This window comes from Aliivibrio thorii, assembly GCF_057368585.1.
The window spans coordinates 79,682-96,154 of record NZ_CM170654.1 but is presented as its reverse complement, the minus strand read 5'-3'; the positions used below and the strand labels follow the sequence as shown (position 1 = coordinate 96,154).

Here is a 16,473-nt window from a genome sequence, read left to right as displayed (position 1 = left end):
TTTCATTCGTTTTACTGCTGACATAACCATCACGACTCTCTATACTTATTCTTAATATTTATACGCATTCACGTCTTCTTTGTAGGAATAGTTCAATAATGATAACTAAAACACTCCCTCTTACGGATCTTCACCGTCACCTTGATGGCAACATTCGCATTGAAACCATTTTAGATCTAGGCCAAAAATTTGCTCTTGCATTACCCGCTTATGACTTAGAAGCGCTACGCCCACACGTTCAGATCGTTGAAGCAGAGCCTAGCTTAGTGGCTTTCCTATCTAAACTTGATTGGGGTGTTGCTGTATTGGGCGATCTAGACGCTTGTCGACGTGTTGCTTATGAAAATGTACAAGATGCTATGAACGCACAAATCGATTACGCAGAGCTACGTTTTTCACCATATTACATGGCAATGAAACATAACCTGCCAATTGCAGGTGTTGTTGAAGCTGTTGTTGATGGTGTTGAAGCGGGTTGTCGTGATTTTGGTGTGAAAGCTAATTTAATCGGAATTATGAGCCGTACTTTCGGCCAAGATGCCTGTCAGCAAGAACTTGATGGTCTATTAACTCAAAAGAACAAACTGGTTGCTATCGACCTTGCTGGTGATGAACTCGGTCAACCTGGCGATCGTTTTGTTAGCCACTTTAAACAAGTACGTGATGCCGATTTACGTGTAACTGTTCATGCCGGCGAAGCGGCAGGCGCAGAAAGCATGTGGCAAGCAATCAATGAGCTTGGGGCGGTTCGAATCGGCCACGGTGTGAAAGCCATTGAAGACCCTAAACTGATGGAATTCTTAGCTAAAAATAATATTGGTATCGAATCATGTTTAACATCTAACATCCAAACAAGTACAGTGGCTTCGTTTGAATCTCACCCAATCAAAACCTTCCTTTCTCACGGTGTTAAGGTTTGTTTAAATACAGATGACCCGGCGGTAGAAGGCATTGAACTGCCTCATGAATACGAAGTTTCGGCACCAAAAGTTGGCCTAACTCAGGAACAACTTCGTCAAATTCAAATTAATGGTTTGGATCTGGCTTTCCTATCAGATGCAGAGAAAAAAGCATTGCGTGATATTGCAGCAAAACGCTAATTAAAACAGGTTTCAGGGCGCTACGCTTGCAGGTTTCAGGAGCTTTTGCTTCTGAAATTCCTGAAGCCTGAGCCCTGAATTCTACCTTTCTTCCCTTACTCTTATAGTATCTAGTTAGCGAAGCGCATAGCTTCTCAATACTTACTTAATCAATTCAACCGCTTCTTTTGCAAGTCTCGTCACTTGAGCCCAATCTTTATTAGCTATTGCTTCTTTTGGCAACATCCAAGAGCCACCCACCGTCGCAACACAATCTAACGCAGTATAATCATTAACATTCTGTGGATTAATGCCACCGGTTGGGCAAAATTGAACTTGAGGTAATGGTGCTGCCATCGCTTTTAATACTGATGGACCACCAAATGCACTTGCAGGGAAAAATTTTAAGTGCGCATAACCAAGCTCGATAGCTCGAATTACTTCTGATGGTGTTGCAACCCCTGGAATCAATGGAGTGTCAGCGGTTTTTGCATGTGCTAATAAGCTTGGAGTAAATCCTGGTGAAATAATAAATTGAGCACCAGCCTCAACTGCTTGATCATATTGTTGAGTACTGATCACTGTACCAGCACCAACCAGTGCTTTTGGCATAGCTTTACGAATTGCGGTTATCGCCTCTAAAGCAACTGCAGTTCGTAGGGTAATCTCAAATACATTAATGCCACCAGCGGCTAATGCTTGAGCCATTGGCACCGCATCTTCAAGCTGTTCAATAACCATAACTGGAACAACTGGTGATGCGCTAAATACGTCTGAAGGCGAAAGGTTCCAACTCATATTGCTCTTAGCTCTCTTTGCTTATTTAAATAACCCCACTATTTTACGCTAATTTATTATCAATAGCTCTGATAAAGGTGAATTCCAATCTATTTTTAGTGTCATATGGCATACTAATCTTTATGTTAATCATGCAGGAAAATAGGATGAAAAAATCACTACTGGCTTTGGCTCCTTTATTATTTTTAGCTGGATGTAGCCAACAGTTTTCGGCGGGGACATCCCACTCAGAACCTAAAAATAGCAATGCAAACGAACCAAAAGTCCCTCATACTTTTACACTGCATGGCACTGTTATTATTGGGCATGAATCTCAAAGTATTCAACCTTGTGGCAGTGACCAACAATATTGGGTAAACCTAACCCCAAAACAATGGAAGGCAGGTAATGATATCCAATCTACCCCTTACCAAGCGATGTATGGCGAATTAATTGGTCATTTTGAAGCACCACCTAAAGGTGGATTTGCTAATGATTACCCAGCTCGTTTTGTCGTCTCTCAAATCAACACATTGGTTGCTGGTGAAGGGGCTTCTTGTCAAAAGGGCATTCAACCAACCAAAGCGTTTGGTAATGACCCGTTTTGGAATATTCAAGTAGTTGATGGCTCTTTAGTTTTCTCTGAAATAGGAAAATCAAAGCAGAAGCAGTCAATCACGGACCAAGAATTTTCAGTGAACAAACGTCACTACCAAAGTGATGATTTCTCATTAACGATGACTAAAGGGATCTGTAAAGACAACATGGTTGAATCAATTTACGGATGGAATTCCGAAGTGGTCATTCATGATAAAACATATCAAGGTTGCGCTACGCTTTCAGCTAAAGACACAACACTTAACTGGGCCAATACTTACACTGGATCAAGCGTTTCAGGGTTAACTGTTGGATTAACACTCAATGCCGATCACTCAGCTATTACGATCTATGATTACAATACCGATGAGCCGCAACTCGTTGAAACTGGAGTGTGGCAAGCAACCAATAACGATAAAGTCCATGTTTTAATGAGTCGTCATCAGCGTCAATATATGATTTCAGAACGAACCTTTTCAAAAGATGAAAACAAACTATCCACCAAAAATGAAACGGTAAATGGCGTTACCTTTCCAATTCAATCAGGATTAACTCTCTACTCTACACCGACGGAATTAAATAAATAACAATGGACAAAAAAGATCCTTGCTCAAGATGTGGCTTTATACATAATTGCATCTGCGACCATCAACCTACCTTAAATTCACAGATTGAATTTGCCTTGCTTTATCACGAAAACGAGATGAATAAACTGACCAATACGGGCCGTTTATTATTAAATAGCCTACCTAATGCCAAAAGCTATTTATGGAAAAGAAAAGAACACCCTGAAACTTTAATTAAAAAAATAAATCAGGAGGATACTGAAACTTGGTTATTATTTCCAAATGAGGTTTCTACGTTAAGTGGCGATTACCCAATTCGCCATTCTTCAAACAAAAAACAGCTTTTTATTTTTTTAGATGCTACATGGCAAGAAGCGAAGAAAATGGTCAATAAGACCCCTTGGCTTAAACACTTACCTTGCCTCGAAATACAGGCAACGACAACTTCTTGTTATCATTTACGTCGAAATCAAAGTGAAGGTAATTTGTGTACTTGCGAAGCAGGAATTGAAATATTAGACATGGTCAAAGAACCTGAACATGCTCAAGCGATTGCTCATTATTACGAACGCTTTCTAACCGTATTTCAAGCAGAACGCAGTGGGCATCAATTTCTCGATGCCCATAAAAAGTCAGAAGAGTAGCGTTCTATTATGTTATGACATGAGCGACTTAGGTGCACCTAAGAAGTACCCTTGTAAGTAATCAACTCCCATGTCTTCAACAATGTCACAAACTTCTTTGTTATGTACAAATTCAGCCACCACTTTGGCTTCTAGTGCATGACAAAGCTGTACCATTTGCTGAGATATCAAACGCTGACGCTTATCTTGATGTACATTCTTAATGATCGACCCATCAAGCTTAATCACTTGAGGCTCCAATTTCATGATCTCATCAACGTTAGAGTAGCCCGAACCAAAATCATCAACAATAATACGAGCCCCTAAACGTTTAAAGTGATTACATACCTCAATCATACGGTCATAATCCTGAATTTGTTCTGTTTCTAATACTTCAAACCCCACTCGAAAAGGATTATCCAAACGAATGACAGATGATTCTAACAAATCCAATGTTCGGTCACTCATTAAGTCTTGAGGAGAGAGGTTGATTGAAAAATCCATATTATTCGATTGCATGATTTCAAACGTACGAGTGATCATTTCTCTGCTTAAACGGGTATAAAGATGAGTTCCCTCAACCGCAGGTAAAAACTGCCCCGGAGCAAACACCTGTCCATTTTCACAAATACGCATTAAACACTCTGTAGAAACTAGCTCATGGCTACCAGCACTAAAAATTGGCTGCCCATACACCAAAACGCCTTTCTGAGAGATTGCACGATTGACGCTTGTTAACCAATCTAGCTGACTCTGGCGTAAGCGCTCTTCTTTTAATAAATCACGCGCATTGCACAGATGACGATTTCTGCGCATCGCAATTCGACGAGCTTCTACCGCCTTCAAAATCAATTCTTCTACGGTCGTATTTATAAAGTCTCGACGACTGATCAAGCCTCCAGAAATAGAAACACTGAGATAATCGACATCACCTAACCCATAAGGCTCAAAGCTAAAGTGCTCAATATCTTCTATAAAATCAGTAATGTATTTACGAAGTACTTCACTATTAATATCACTGTTAAATACAGCCCCCCATTCAGCAATACCAATACTATAAAGCTCTATTGGTGCATGAACGGCATCGGCTAAATGTGTAACTAAATAATGACTGACGTCTTGCAGTAATTTATCCCCAACCTGATAACCATACTTTTCATTCACTTGACTTAAATTAGTTAACTTAAAAGACAGTAGATGATCAGTTCGAGTAATACTTTCAAGACGCTCTTTTAAAACCATTCGATTGAATAACCCCGTACGTCGATCCGTACGATAGGTATGCATTAAACGCATGGATTGGTCACTAATCTTTTTCTCCATCGCAAGCGTCATCTGATCAACGTCTTGAATTGAGTTTTTTATTAATGAAAATAACGGCGTTAAATTATGCTCTCTCGGTGAATGAGAATATAAAGAGTCCATTGCTGTTAATTCGGATTCTCTTAATGCCAAATACGTTAAGCTATGGTGCAAAATTAATTGCTTATGAGAGCGGAAAAACTCCCCCATACCATAGATCCCTTGGCAAGGGCCAATATCAGAAAAAGTTTGTAGTTCTGTTGACTCAGAGCTGCTTTCTATTCGAGATTCACAATTATAAATGAAAATAGACTCAGGCTGCTTTTGGGCGAGCCTCATAGCACCTTGATTTACTTGCTCTTGAGTTAGAGAAGGATGGTAATAGCATAACCTCACTTCTTTGCCGACAGGTACAGCTGAAGCAAATTTAAGGTAACCCTCTTCTGTTATTTCTTCAACCGCATTAATGTGACGCGCAGTATCTTCTTCTTGCATTAAAGGAAAGGCTTGGATTTGACTTAGCTGCGTCGATTTTTTATCTGAGAGATACTTGCAGTAAAAGTCATACGCTAAAATATTATCTATCGTTTTTACAACGTTACCTTCTGAGGAAGTAATGCGAAAGCGCTTACCAATTGGGTTCCATTCAACAAACGCCTCAGACCACGCTTGTAACTGCTCACCATGCAATGCAACGGCAACAATTTGGTCATGGTAAAATTGACCATTTAAAAATACCCACGTTCCTTTTCCAGTATCCGCAGCAACACCTCCAGAGACTGGTACTTGATTCTCATGCTCAGAAAAGGCATCAAAAAGAGGGTAATTACTTGCTGAACCATGACAACCAAAAGCAATGATCGCTTTTGTTGCATCACTAATAGAGAGTCGTTTTAATAGATGATGACCGACGCGGTTTTCATCTTGAGAATGGAAGACAGAAGCAGAAGTAAGCTGAGATACATTGAGAATAGAAACACTGATTACGGTTGAATCAGTAAAAATAGAAGCACCAATACTTGAATGAATGACGCTAAGTCCAATCACCTCAGAATTAGGGAAAAAATGCTGTAGGTAAGCATAATATTCATCAACAATCTCTGGTTGTTGAGAAGAAAATAGTTGAATTAAACACGCAGTTCCCAGCTCTATAGATAGGGAATCACACTCCTCTTTAAGTTGTTTAAGTCCTTGAACACTAAACGAGAGAGTTTGCATTGTTAATTAAGCCCTTATTATTGTAAACACCTGTTTAATACGCTGCACAAAAATAGGTACGCACGCACCTCTACTTCCAGAATCAGTCAATATTAACTTAACAATAATTAGATAAGCTTACACATTGATCCCGGCAACGTAACCACTTGACCATGCCCATTGGAAATTATAGCCACCAAGCCAACCACTCACGTCCATCACCTCTCCAACGAAGTATAAACCAGATACTTTTTTTGATTCCATTGTTTTTGATGACAACTCATCTGTATCGACACCGCCAAGAGTGACTTCGGCCGTACGATACCCTTCAGTACCATTTGGTAATACTTTCCATTGATGAATTAAAGAACATAATAATTCTTGCTCTTTATGATTAACTTGCTTTAAAGAGCGTTCTTGAAAAATCGTCTTATTTAATAACGTTTCTACGACTCTTTTTGGTAAAAGCTTAGCTAATGAGTTTTTAACACTTTGATTTGGATGGACTTCACGCATCTTATCTAATTCTTCAGATAAGTCGTCATTAGGTAATAGATCTATTATTACTTTTTGACCTGCGTTCCAATATGAAGATATTTGTAAAATAGATGGGCCAGATAAACCACGGTGGGTAAAGAGTAAGTTTTCTTTAAAAAAATCACCACTTTCTGATTCTACAACAACAGGGATTGCTATCCCTGATAGCTCAGAAAAAGCCTCTTTATCTTCTTTATGAAGGGTAAATGGAACAAGACCAGCCGTTGTCGGTATCATAGCCAAACCAAATTGCTCTGCTAATTGATAACCAAACGGAGTAGCTCCAAGTTTAGGCATAGATAAGCCTCCTGTTGCAACAACAAGAGACTCACATTCGATAGTATCGCTATCTAATTTTAGAGAAAAACCAGAATCTTGCTTAGTAATGTCTGAGATAGCACAACGGTAACGGTAATTAACACCCGCCAATTCACATTCTTTAAGCAGCATATCGACAATCTCTTTCGCTGAATCAGCGCAAAATAATTGTCCATGATCGCGTTCTTCAAATTCAATACCGTACTTAGAAATCAATGAAATGAAATCCCAGTTAGTGTATTGAGATAATGCAGACTTTACAAAATGCGCATTCTTACAAACGTAGTTATGAGCAGTAACATCGTAGTTAGTAAAATTACAGCGACCACCGCCTGAAATCAAAATTTTTCGGCCTGGTTTTTTAGCATGATCAACCACCAATACACTGCGGCCTCTCTTACCTGCTTCTGCTGCACAAATTAATCCCGCAGCACCGGCACCGATAACTACTACGTCTACTTTTTTCATGTCACTCTCAACCACAAATTCAATTGGCAGGGAGTGTACTATTATCGGCGCTAGATGCCCAAACTAATTACTAAGAAAAACACCGCTACACTCACGAGCAGCAACGCACTAGAGAGCATAAATAAATAACGTGCTTTTTCACATTTGAAGACAAAGAGTGTGTCGTAATGATCCAGATACTCTTCTTGCCAGAGATACTGAAATAGTTTGGTTTGCTTGCCGATATTACCGTGAGTAGTAAAGAAACCTCGACCATCCACCTGTTGGTATAGCATTGGATGGGCTTCTTTCATCACAAAAAGGAGTGTTTTTAATGTGCTCAAATAACGAATAATATTGATACCCGTTACTGAAAATAATGCTAATAATATAAGGTCGCCACTTATCATAATCACCTCCGACATACTTGTCTGTGTGCTTAGGAAAGTAACGACCCTATGCGCTTATGTATCTATAGAAGATATTACACGCTTACTACATGTGGGGGGAAACTTACCCAGCAGTGTTATCCATAATAGATGTAGAGCCAGATTTTGCTAATACCGCTAAATCTTTATCGATAAAGAATAACGCTTTACCGTCTTCACCTACCAAGTCAATTTTATCTAAAATACCTTTGAATAATTTCTCTTCTTCATGCTGCTCTGCTACATACCACTGAAGAAAATTAAACGTTGAGTAATCTTGAGAAGTAAAGGCTACATGAGCCAGTTTATTGATCTCTTGTGTGATCATTTGCTCATGCTCTAGCGTGGTACGAAATACATCACCTAAACCAGAAAACTCTGATTGTGGTGCTTCAATCGCTCCTAAAATAGGCATTGCTCCCGTCTCACTTACATAAGTAAATAGACGCTGCATGTGTTCCATTTCTTCTGTTGCATGCGCTCTAAAAAATGACGCAGCACCATCAAATCCTTTATCTTCACACCAAGCACTCATTTGTAAGTATAGGTTAGATGAGAAAAATTCTAGGTTAATTTGTGCATTTAGATGATCGACCATCGTTTTAGCTAACATATTCAGGTTCCTTTATGAGCTATTTACATTCAAAATTCATACAACTATAACATAACTCACGCATGACTTGATTAATCAATAATCATCAATCAGAACGAGATCTAAACGACAAAAAAAGAATAGATCTGGTGCTAATCTATGTTTATGAACAGATTCCATATTGGATTTATAGGAGAAACATCATGAGTTACCAACATATTCTTGTCGCTGTCGATTTAACAGAAGAGAGTAAATCATTGGTCACTAAAGCTGCGGACTTAGCCAAAGCGCTAGAGGCTAAAGTTTCTTTTATTCACATTGATGTGAGCTATGCAGAACTATATACCGGCTTAATTGATATCAACCTTGCTGAAACACAGCACCAAGCGATGGAAGCCTCGAAAGAAGCAATGAAGCACTTGGTTGAGTTTGCTGAGTACCCTATTCATAAAACATTGGTCAGCAGTGGCGATTTAAGTAATGAATTATGTGAGGCTATTGATAATCTTGATGTCGACCTTGTCGTGTGTGGTCATCACCAAGATTTCTGGAGTAAGTTATTATCATCAACCAGACAAGTTATTAATACCTGCCCAATTGATGTATTGGTTGTGCCATTTAAAGACTAAGACTTCATACCTGCATTTACGTACACGTCGAAACGGTTCTTTTTCGTTTCTATTGCCATTGATGGCTTTTGATTATCTAGCCATTCAGCGTAATCAGGTCGTTTAACAACAACACGTTTGGTTGCCATTAATAATGCCGGCGCTAACAATGCATCGGCATCATTATCTGCACCTACTAATGATTGAAAAACTCGCATCTCTTTTTTTACTAATGCGCTTTTCTTTTTGTTTTCTGGGTGCGGGTACATTGGGTCAAGGTAAACCACGTCAGGCTGAACAAAATCATCTTGAGCCATTAATTGAGCTAGAGCATCATGACTCGACGCATGCAACAAAGACATTCGTTCAGAAACCCACACCCCAATATCTGCGTCTTGTTTTGCACGGGCTAACCCATCATCAAGCAAAGCTGCAACCACAGGGTGACGCTCTACCATTTGCACTTTACAACCCAAAGAAGCTAATACAAACGCATCACGGCCTAATCCAGCCGTACCATCGAGAACAATCGGAGTTGCCCCTTTATTCAATCCAACTGCTTTTGCTATTGACTGCCCTTTACCACCACCAAATTTACGGCGATGCCCAACCGCACCTGAAACTAAATCTACAAATATTGCACCGAGTTTAGATTCATCTCTTTTTCGTAGCTCAAGCTGCTCTGTGGTTAATACCAATGCAAAAACATTCTCTTCGTCATGCGTTAACCCCCAGCGAGCGGCAATCGCCTCTAACTCAGGTTTACGGGTTTGGTCTTCACACAATAACGCTATTTGCACAGGGTACTCCAACAGGCTCAATCAATTAGGAACAGCAAGCGCCTATGGTAATAGATATTAATAAAAACGACTAGATAAAGTGCTCGCTGAACGCTTTATCTTAGGGTAGTTTAAATAGTTAGATACTTTTAGGTACAGGGATAAAGCACTTAATGAACAACACTAGTAAAATCGATGATCTTGACCGAGCAATTCTACAAGCCTTGATGAATGACGCTCGAACCCCTTACGCTGAATTAGCTAAGCGCTTTGACGTTAGCCCTGCAACTATCCATGTACGAATTGAAAAAATGAAATCGGCAAAAATCATCGAAGGCACTGAAGTTATCGTGAATCCTAAAACCTTAGGTTACGATGTGTGTTGTTTTATTGGTATTAATTTATACGCCGCTCGTGATTATCACTCAGCTCTCGCTAAATTAGATGCCTTAGAAGAAGTGGTCGAAGCGTACTACACGACTGGCGCTTACAATATCTTCGTGAAACTGATGTGTAAGAGTATTCAAGAGCTTCAATTTGTATTGATTGACAAGCTACAGGCGATTGAAGAAGTGCAATCAACAGAGACGCTGATTTCGTTGCAGAATCCGATCAGTAGGAATGTGAAACCTTAAGAGCAGGGTTCAGATCGGTCGCAAGCTCCCTTAAAGGGTTCAGGGGTGATCGCTGTAATTACAGTATAAAACGAACTCTTGAGCTTATTTCCTGAAATTTAGAACTGAGCATAGTTTCTAGTTGTTCCTTACCAACCCCTCCTAACCTCCCCTTATATCAACATTACTAATCTCATTAGTTTCTCGCCCAAGGGGAGGAATTGTATTGTGATCGTTGTAATTACAGCGCCAAAGATGATTCCCCCCCCTTTAACACTGAATCCTTGAAATCGATCAAGCTAATGCAAGGGGGAGTTAGAGGGGGTTGCTAACACCAAGGCTAAAAATAACAAATCCTGAAACCTTGCTCTAAAAACAAAAAAACCGCAGATGCATCAACACCTACGGCTTCAAATTTTTAGACAAAAAATCAGGCTTTCACAGGACCATAGGACCGCTCTTCCCCGTTTTATCCGCTCTTAGATAACTCTAGAAAACTGCTGCTGACGCGCACGGTCTCGTAAGTACTTATCAAAACACATACAGATATTACGGATCAATAAACGACCGCGTAATTCAACATCAATACGCCCTTCATGCATTGTTACTAATTCATCGTTAATAAACGTTTGCAGTAATTTAATATCTTCCGCAAAGTATTTATCAAAGTCTAAATTAAATTCAGCTTCAATTGCTGTGGTATCTAGAGTGAAATTACAGATAAGCTGTTTAATCACTTCACGACGGATTAAATCATCTTGATCAAGCGCAACACCGCGCCACAGAGCATGACGTTTTTCATCAACCTGAGCGTAGTATTCTTTTAAGTCTTTCTTATTCTGTGCGTAGCTGTCGCCAATCATTGAGATAGCTGACACGCCCATTCCTAATAAATCACACTCACCTTGAGTGGTGTAACCTTGGAAATTACGGTGAAGAATGCCTTCGCGTTGTGCGATTGCAAGTTCATCATCAGGAAGTGCAAAGTGATCCATACCAATGAATTGATAACCGGCACCAGTTAAGTTCTCGATGGTTTCTTGCAGCATCACTAGTTTTTCAGCGGGTGCTGGTAAATCAGCGTCTTTAATTTTACGCTGCGCAGCAAACAGAGTTGGCATGTGTGCATAGTTAAACACAGACAAACGACCCGGTTCCATTTCTAGAACGCGCTTAATCGTTAATGCTAAAGACTCTGCAGATTGCTTTGGTAAGCCATAAATCAAATCAAGATTGGTTGAGCGGAAGCCTAACTCTTTTGCTCGTTGTACCATCGAAATAATGAAATCTTCATCTTGGTCACGGTTAACCAACAACTGAACTTCTTTATTGAAATCTTGCACACCAATACTTAATCGATTGAAGCCTTCGTCACGCAGGTGATCAAGCATATCTAGCTCAATTTCACGTGGATCAACTTCAATACTGATCTCTGCACCTTCTTCAAACGTGAACTCTCCACGTAATAAATTCATAAGACGCGTAAATTGCACCTTAGTTAAGAAGGTAGGCGTACCACCACCAAAGTGCAGTTGCGTTACTTTACGTTCAGTAAATAGAGCTGCACGCTGGCGGATCTCAAGTTCTAATGAATCTAAATAAATATCCGCTTTATGATGATGACGAGTAATCACTTTATTACAGCCACAGAAGTAACATAACTTATGACAAAATGGGATATGAATATAAAGAGACAGTGGACGCTCAGGGTACTGAGTACACGCCATATCAAATTCAGCAGGAGTATAGGCTTCGTGAAACTCTAAAGCCGTTGGGTAAGAGGTGTAACGTGGACCAGAGTAGTTATACTTCTCGATGATCTCTTGATCCCATACGATTTGTTGATTTGACATGACTTACTTCCATCTCTTTATATCTGCATTGACACTATTTCTGCATCATAAAGCATTTGCTTCATAAAGCCGATGACTTCAATGCAGTGATAAATAGAAGTGTCGATCAGATCATTTTAATATCAATTTTTTGATTCAGTGGCTTAATACGATCGTGCAATTGTTGAATTTCAATTTTAATCGTATCTTGCAGACGAGCTTCCGCTTTAGTTCGAACTAAATTATCTTTCATTCGCTCTTGCTTAGCGAGTTCTTGTCTTGCATCACCACGTGGCATGTCTTTAACAACATGAAATAATTCAGATAAGGCCGGGTAATCTTGCTCTACATCAATACGGTCATCTTCTTGTAGATAATCCATAATGCTGTACAAGCGAATAGACAGCTCAGAGTAATCACATTGCTCTTGCATTCCTGCTTGGCAAAGTAAAACCACATTCTCAAAAATATTGGCGTTACGTTTTTGTATCGCCAATTTTCTGTGTTGTTCTTGCAGTTCCTTCTGCTTTTTTAACTTCATCAGTAAGCTGCCAGCATAACCAGCTAGCGCAAGAATAATTGCACCGCCAAGCAGTGCTAACAGGGTTACTGTAGACATAATTATTTAAAATCGTCCATATTGAAGTTATCGAATTCTGCCAGTAGATCATCGTCGCTTTTCGCTTTACGATCTTCAAATTCTGGGAATTCTGCAATCTCTTCTTCTGATTCTGTTTCTTCGTCATCTAATAAGCCTAAACGACCCATTAAGTGTTCGATACGTGCTAATTTCTCATCTACGTATTTCTGAAGACCTGTACCTAGGTTTTCACCATTATCGATACGATCCAGAAGAACCATTAGCTGTGCATCATTTTCTAGCATTGCTAATTCTTGTTCGTTCGTTAGACGACGCTCTTGCTTACTTGTTTTCTTCTTCTCTTCAACAACAAGTTGAATTGGCTTTTTACTACCAATACGAGGATCTTTTTTCTGAGCGAAACGACGCGCTTGTTCTGCATTACTTTCAGCATTACGAGCACCGGCTTTTAGGCCTTTACGTTTTCTTTTACGCTTAATTTCACGACTGTCTACGTCACGATCGGTACGGTTACGTGTAACAACAACTGGCTCACTCGCCATTCCCGGAGTACGGGCTTTTTTAGTACGGCTCATTACTGGGTTTTCCTCAGTAAGATGACATCATTTCCAACAAACTCTAAGTCAAGTTGGTAGCGCTTTGCTACAAACTCAAACGTTTCTCTGCTGAAAAAGCTGACATGGGTTAAATCATTCTTGTAATGCCAAGTGGCAAACGCGCTTTCGTCCCTGGCTAGTTTCGTCATGATACCTAACCAACCACCAGGTTTCACCAAGCTCAATAACAATTCCAATTCGTTTTGAGGTTGGTAAAAATGCTCAATCGCTTCTGTACAACTGACGAAGTCATACTGCTTAGTAAGCACGTGCTTATCTGGGGCGTAATAAATATCATAGAGTTCGACATGGTGACCCGCTTCTCTCATCATATGAGCAAGCAATGGTCCAGGGCCACATCCAAAGTCTAGTCCCTGTTGAGGTGTCTCACCAACACGTAACAACAAAGGCTCAGCAAATCGTGATAAGAAGGTTCTATATCCTTCATCGTCAAGATTGTTTTCATGGAGATCGTAGTGAGCTTTCTCTGTCTCTGGGTCTAAACGATCCGCCTCATCCACATAAACAAGATAACATTGCTGACAACGATAATAACGTCGACGCTTATCTTGATGGAAGTCATCAGCCTGTGAATGCTGACACAAAGGGCAAGATTGCATATAAACTCACTCCACTGCCTGAAAATTCTAGGGCGGGAAGTATACCCGATACTGGTGCAAAGATAATCGTTTTAACGCCTTTTTCATAAAAAAAAAGCAGCTACGAGAGCTGCTTCTTCAAATTTGGTCTTAATTATCGAGCTTACATTAGCAATTAATGTAGGCCACCAACATATTTAGATAGTGTTGTAATATCTTCATCAGTCAGCTTTTTCGCGATATCGCGCATCATGCCATTCATATCATTTGCACGATCGCCCGCTCTGAATTTTTCTAACTGCGCTTTAACGTAATCAGAATGTTGACCTGAGATCTTAGGAAATCCTGACAGTGATGTACCATTACCACGAGGTCCATGACACGCAACACATGCTGTAATACCACGCTCCATATCACCGGCTAAATACAAAGCTTTGCCTTCAGGAATAGACTCTTCAGGTGTCGTATTATCTGCCATTGGTAAAGAGGCATAATACGCTGCGATGTCTTTTGCTCCTTGCTCATCAACACCCATTGCCATTGCCCCCATAACCGGATCCATACGGCCTTGTTTACCTTGAGTTTGCATACCCAATTTAAATTCATTGATTTGCTTTTCAAGATAGCCTGCATGCTGGCCAGCTAAATTTGGATATTGGGTCAAAGTACTGTTACCTTCTTGACCATGACAAGCTGTACATGTTGCAGATTTTTGCTTTCCAGCTTCGATGTCTCCTTGAGCCCATGTTGAGCAACTAGCTAGGAGAGTTAATATCAGCGCTAATTTTTTCATGACATTCCATTTTATTATTATCGTTCCCTCACAATGAGTTATCCTTGTAAACAGGATTTATTTACATTGTGTTGGATATTAAGCTTCCAGTACCGCTCTAAATTGGCTACAGCATGGTACAATGAGCGACCTTTACCGTTTTTATTACAAGTTTGTCACTATAACGTTAATTATGACATCCTTACTGCGGTTATTTTACACATTTTCACAAAAAAGTAATCAGCTGACTACAATAATCCTACTTGGATCATTATCTACAGCTTGGTTTCCTTCGAGACGGAGTTAACAGTGAGCAAAATCATTCACTACCAAAAGACGCACTTCATTACCAGTGCACCAGATATTCGCCATCTACCTGAAGATGAAGGTATTGAAGTTGCCTTCGCTGGCCGTTCGAATGCGGGTAAATCAAGCGCATTAAACCGCTTAACAAACCAAAGAGGCTTGGCTAAAACCTCTAAGACTCCGGGTCGTACACAGTTGATTAACTTATTCAAAGTTGATGAAAACTGTCATATTGTGGATTTACCAGGATACGGTTTTGCTCAAGTACCGATTGAGATGAAAAAGAAATGGCAGAAGTCTTTAGGTGAATACCTACAGAAACGTCAGTGCTTAAAAGGCTTAGTGGTATTGATGGATATCCGTCACCCGTTAAAAGACATTGACCAACAACTTGTGTTTTGGGCTGTTGATCAAAACATCCCAGTACAAATCTTGTTAACGAAAGCTGACAAGCTGAAAAGCGGCGCGCGTAAAGCTCAAGTACTTAAAGTACGTGAAGCTGCAGTTGATTTTGGCGGTGAAGTGGTCGTTGATGCGTTTTCTTCATTAAAGGGCATTGGTGTTGATATTCTTCGCGCGAAGCTAGACACTTGGTTTGCTCCTGCTTTTGAAATCGATGAAGACCTCATTGAAGAGCTAGACGCTGAATAATCTAACCTCAATCTGTATAAGCATTGTCTATATAGATTGATATTACAGGTTCAGCCTGTGACAAAAAATAACCCCACCTTAACTGGTGGGGAAATGGGAGAGATAAAGAGGTGTTATTATTTTTCTGCCACGCATCATGCACCAAGCCCTCTTACGAAACAAATATCACTCCTAGCAATTCTCTCTCTAATGTTCCAAAACCTCACACTGTCTTTAAACCCATCTAAAAGTTGATACAAAATACAGAATCAATCCTTTATAAACAGATAGTTAAGATAATAATGTAAGTAAATTATCAATATCGCAACGTGTAGTGAAAATTACATTTCGTGGGAAAATTACAGAAAGACGTATTTTAGAAGAAAGTGAGAACGTATTTTTTGAAGGCCTAGAAAGAAAAAACGCCCCAGTCAAAAAGGTTGACTGAGGCGGCTGAATTTAGCCAAATCCAATAACGTGAAACAAAAGGTCTGAAAGATAGAACATCTTTACCTCTGTACCCTACGCAGATAAATGTACAACAAACGAACAGTTTTGAAAACCTTTTTTTGTAATTTTTTTTCAGTTTTGTTCATAAAAACACAACAAACACCTGACATAGCTCACTTTATTTTAGGCAAAAAAAAGCCAACGCGTGCGCTGGCTCATAGTT

General features: G+C 39.8%; 18 protein-coding genes. 6 read left to right on the top strand and 12 right to left on the bottom strand.

Features of this window, described 5'->3' with window-relative positions; genetic code table 11:
* Positions 1-98: 98 nt before the first annotated feature.
* Positions 99-1,100, top strand: a complete 1,002-nt coding sequence (gene add / locus AC2IP4_RS00405; protein ID WP_486310460.1) for an adenosine deaminase — start codon at positions 99-101, stop codon at positions 1,098-1,100.
* A gap of 141 nt (positions 1,101-1,241) precedes the next feature.
* Here add and AC2IP4_RS00400 read toward each other — a convergent pair whose 3' ends face one another.
* Complete coding sequence (locus AC2IP4_RS00400; RefSeq protein ID WP_375321520.1) at positions 1,242-1,877, bottom strand: bifunctional 4-hydroxy-2-oxoglutarate aldolase/2-dehydro-3-deoxy-phosphogluconate aldolase; 636 nt, start codon at positions 1,875-1,877, stop codon at positions 1,242-1,244.
* A gap of 146 nt (positions 1,878-2,023) precedes the next feature.
* Between AC2IP4_RS00400 and AC2IP4_RS00395 the strand changes: the two genes are divergently transcribed.
* Both AC2IP4_RS00395 and AC2IP4_RS00390 read left to right on the top strand, forming a co-directional pair.
* Positions 2,024-3,040, top strand: a complete 1,017-nt coding sequence (locus tag AC2IP4_RS00395; RefSeq protein WP_486310459.1) for a COG3650 family protein — start codon at positions 2,024-2,026, stop codon at positions 3,038-3,040.
* 2 nt (positions 3,041-3,042) lie between these two features.
* Positions 3,043-3,663 carry a tRNA-uridine aminocarboxypropyltransferase gene (locus AC2IP4_RS00390; protein WP_375321518.1) on the top strand — a complete coding sequence of 207 codons (621 nt, stop codon included), beginning with the start codon at positions 3,043-3,045 and terminating at the stop codon, positions 3,661-3,663.
* A gap of 12 nt (positions 3,664-3,675) precedes the next feature.
* Here the strand turns inward: AC2IP4_RS00390 and AC2IP4_RS00385 are convergent, their stop codons facing one another.
* The 4 genes from AC2IP4_RS00385 to ftnA all read right to left on the bottom strand — a co-directional run bounded on the left by AC2IP4_RS00385 (position 3,676) and on the right by ftnA (position 8,484).
* The gene (locus tag AC2IP4_RS00385; protein WP_486306884.1) at positions 3,676-6,162 is read right to left on the bottom strand and encodes a bifunctional diguanylate cyclase/phosphodiesterase; all 2,487 of its coding nucleotides are present in this window, start codon (positions 6,160-6,162) and stop codon (positions 3,676-3,678) included.
* Positions 6,163-6,279: 117 nt separating this feature from the next.
* Entirely contained in the window at positions 6,280-7,464 is a 1,185-nt protein-coding gene (locus AC2IP4_RS00380) for a BaiN/RdsA family NAD(P)/FAD-dependent oxidoreductase (protein ID WP_486310458.1), read from the bottom strand.
* A 50-nt stretch (positions 7,465-7,514) separates the two neighbouring features.
* Complete coding sequence (uspB, locus tag AC2IP4_RS00375) at positions 7,515-7,853, bottom strand: universal stress protein UspB (protein WP_060993392.1); 339 nt, start codon at positions 7,851-7,853, stop codon at positions 7,515-7,517.
* Between the two features lie 103 nt (positions 7,854-7,956).
* Complete coding sequence (gene ftnA, locus AC2IP4_RS00370) at positions 7,957-8,484, bottom strand: non-heme ferritin (protein WP_060993393.1); 528 nt, start codon at positions 8,482-8,484, stop codon at positions 7,957-7,959.
* A gap of 182 nt (positions 8,485-8,666) precedes the next feature.
* Here ftnA and AC2IP4_RS00365 point away from each other — a divergent pair, with 182 nt between their 5' ends.
* The gene (locus tag AC2IP4_RS00365) at positions 8,667-9,092 is read left to right on the top strand and encodes a universal stress protein (RefSeq protein WP_486306883.1); all 426 of its coding nucleotides are present in this window, start codon (positions 8,667-8,669) and stop codon (positions 9,090-9,092) included.
* Here the strand turns inward: AC2IP4_RS00365 and AC2IP4_RS00360 are convergent.
* Complete coding sequence (locus tag AC2IP4_RS00360) at positions 9,089-9,871, bottom strand: class I SAM-dependent methyltransferase (protein WP_486306882.1); 783 nt, start codon at positions 9,869-9,871, stop codon at positions 9,089-9,091. The two genes, AC2IP4_RS00365 and AC2IP4_RS00360, sit on opposite strands and share 4 nt — an antisense overlap.
* Before the next feature lie 152 nt (positions 9,872-10,023).
* On the opposite strand from AC2IP4_RS00360, the gene asnC reads away from it, so the two are divergent.
* Positions 10,024-10,485 carry a transcriptional regulator AsnC gene (asnC, locus tag AC2IP4_RS00355; RefSeq protein ID WP_105056677.1) on the top strand — a complete coding sequence of 154 codons (462 nt, stop codon included), beginning with the start codon at positions 10,024-10,026 and terminating at the stop codon, positions 10,483-10,485.
* Positions 10,486-10,943: 458 nt separating this feature from the next.
* On the opposite strand, the gene hemN is transcribed toward asnC, so the two are convergent.
* The 5 genes from hemN to AC2IP4_RS00330 form a co-directional block, all read right to left on the bottom strand.
* Positions 10,944-12,317 (bottom strand): oxygen-independent coproporphyrinogen III oxidase, encoded by a 1,374-nt coding sequence (gene hemN / locus AC2IP4_RS00350; protein ID WP_375321513.1) that lies wholly within the window; start codon positions 12,315-12,317, stop codon positions 10,944-10,946.
* A gap of 106 nt (positions 12,318-12,423) precedes the next feature.
* A complete protein-coding gene (locus tag AC2IP4_RS00345) occupies positions 12,424-12,915 on the bottom strand; it encodes a DUF2489 domain-containing protein (RefSeq protein ID WP_105056675.1) in 492 nt (163 codons plus the stop codon).
* A 2-nt stretch (positions 12,916-12,917) separates the two neighbouring features.
* Positions 12,918-13,472 carry a Der GTPase-activating protein YihI gene (gene yihI / locus AC2IP4_RS00340; protein ID WP_105056674.1) on the bottom strand — a complete coding sequence of 185 codons (555 nt, stop codon included), beginning with the start codon at positions 13,470-13,472 and terminating at the stop codon, positions 12,918-12,920.
* A complete protein-coding gene (locus AC2IP4_RS00335; RefSeq protein ID WP_060993400.1) occupies positions 13,472-14,113 on the bottom strand; it encodes a class I SAM-dependent methyltransferase in 642 nt (213 codons plus the stop codon). The genes yihI and AC2IP4_RS00335 overlap by 1 nt, the downstream gene beginning before the upstream one ends.
* A 154-nt stretch (positions 14,114-14,267) precedes the next feature.
* Positions 14,268-14,885, bottom strand: a complete 618-nt coding sequence (locus AC2IP4_RS00330) for a c-type cytochrome (RefSeq protein ID WP_060993401.1) — start codon at positions 14,883-14,885, stop codon at positions 14,268-14,270.
* 288 nt (positions 14,886-15,173) lie between these two features.
* On the opposite strand from AC2IP4_RS00330, the gene yihA reads away from it, so the two are divergent.
* Complete coding sequence (gene yihA / locus AC2IP4_RS00325; protein WP_375321512.1) at positions 15,174-15,821, top strand: ribosome biogenesis GTP-binding protein YihA/YsxC; 648 nt, start codon at positions 15,174-15,176, stop codon at positions 15,819-15,821.
* 438 nt (positions 15,822-16,259) lie between these two features.
* Here the strand turns inward: yihA and spfP are convergent, their stop codons facing one another.
* Entirely contained in the window at positions 16,260-16,307 is a 48-nt protein-coding gene (spfP, locus tag AC2IP4_RS00320; protein WP_438616993.1) for a small protein SpfP, read from the bottom strand.
* Between the last annotated feature and the right edge of the window lie 166 nt (positions 16,308-16,473).

Bases quoted from the DNA above. Each gene is read 5' to 3' on its own strand.
- add (WP_486310460.1), top strand. From the start codon at position 99: ATGATAACTAAAACACTCCCTCTTACGGATCTTCACCGTCACCTTGAT.
- AC2IP4_RS00400 (WP_375321520.1), bottom strand. From the start codon at position 1,877: ATGAGTTGGAACCTTTCGCCTTCAGACGTATTTAGCGCATCACCAGTT.
- AC2IP4_RS00395 (WP_486310459.1), top strand. From the start codon at position 2,024: ATGAAAAAATCACTACTGGCTTTGGCTCCTTTATTATTTTTAGCTGGA.
- AC2IP4_RS00390 (WP_375321518.1), top strand. From the start codon at position 3,043: ATGGACAAAAAAGATCCTTGCTCAAGATGTGGCTTTATACATAATTGC.
- AC2IP4_RS00385 (WP_486306884.1), bottom strand. From the start codon at position 6,162: ATGCAAACTCTCTCGTTTAGTGTTCAAGGACTTAAACAACTTAAAGAG.
- AC2IP4_RS00380 (WP_486310458.1), bottom strand. From the start codon at position 7,464: ATGAAAAAAGTAGACGTAGTAGTTATCGGTGCCGGTGCTGCGGGATTA.
- uspB (WP_060993392.1), bottom strand. From the start codon at position 7,853: ATGATAAGTGGCGACCTTATATTATTAGCATTATTTTCAGTAACGGGT.
- ftnA (WP_060993393.1), bottom strand. From the start codon at position 8,484: ATGTTAGCTAAAACGATGGTCGATCATCTAAATGCACAAATTAACCTA.
- AC2IP4_RS00365 (WP_486306883.1), top strand. From the start codon at position 8,667: ATGAGTTACCAACATATTCTTGTCGCTGTCGATTTAACAGAAGAGAGT.
- asnC (WP_105056677.1), top strand. From the start codon at position 10,024: ATGAACAACACTAGTAAAATCGATGATCTTGACCGAGCAATTCTACAA.
- hemN (WP_375321513.1), bottom strand. From the start codon at position 12,317: ATGTCAAATCAACAAATCGTATGGGATCAAGAGATCATCGAGAAGTAT.
- AC2IP4_RS00345 (WP_105056675.1), bottom strand. From the start codon at position 12,915: ATGTCTACAGTAACCCTGTTAGCACTGCTTGGCGGTGCAATTATTCTT.
- yihI (WP_105056674.1), bottom strand. From the start codon at position 13,472: ATGAGCCGTACTAAAAAAGCCCGTACTCCGGGAATGGCGAGTGAGCCA.
- AC2IP4_RS00335 (WP_060993400.1), bottom strand. From the start codon at position 14,113: ATGCAATCTTGCCCTTTGTGTCAGCATTCACAGGCTGATGACTTCCAT.
- AC2IP4_RS00330 (WP_060993401.1), bottom strand. From the start codon at position 14,885: ATGAAAAAATTAGCGCTGATATTAACTCTCCTAGCTAGTTGCTCAACA.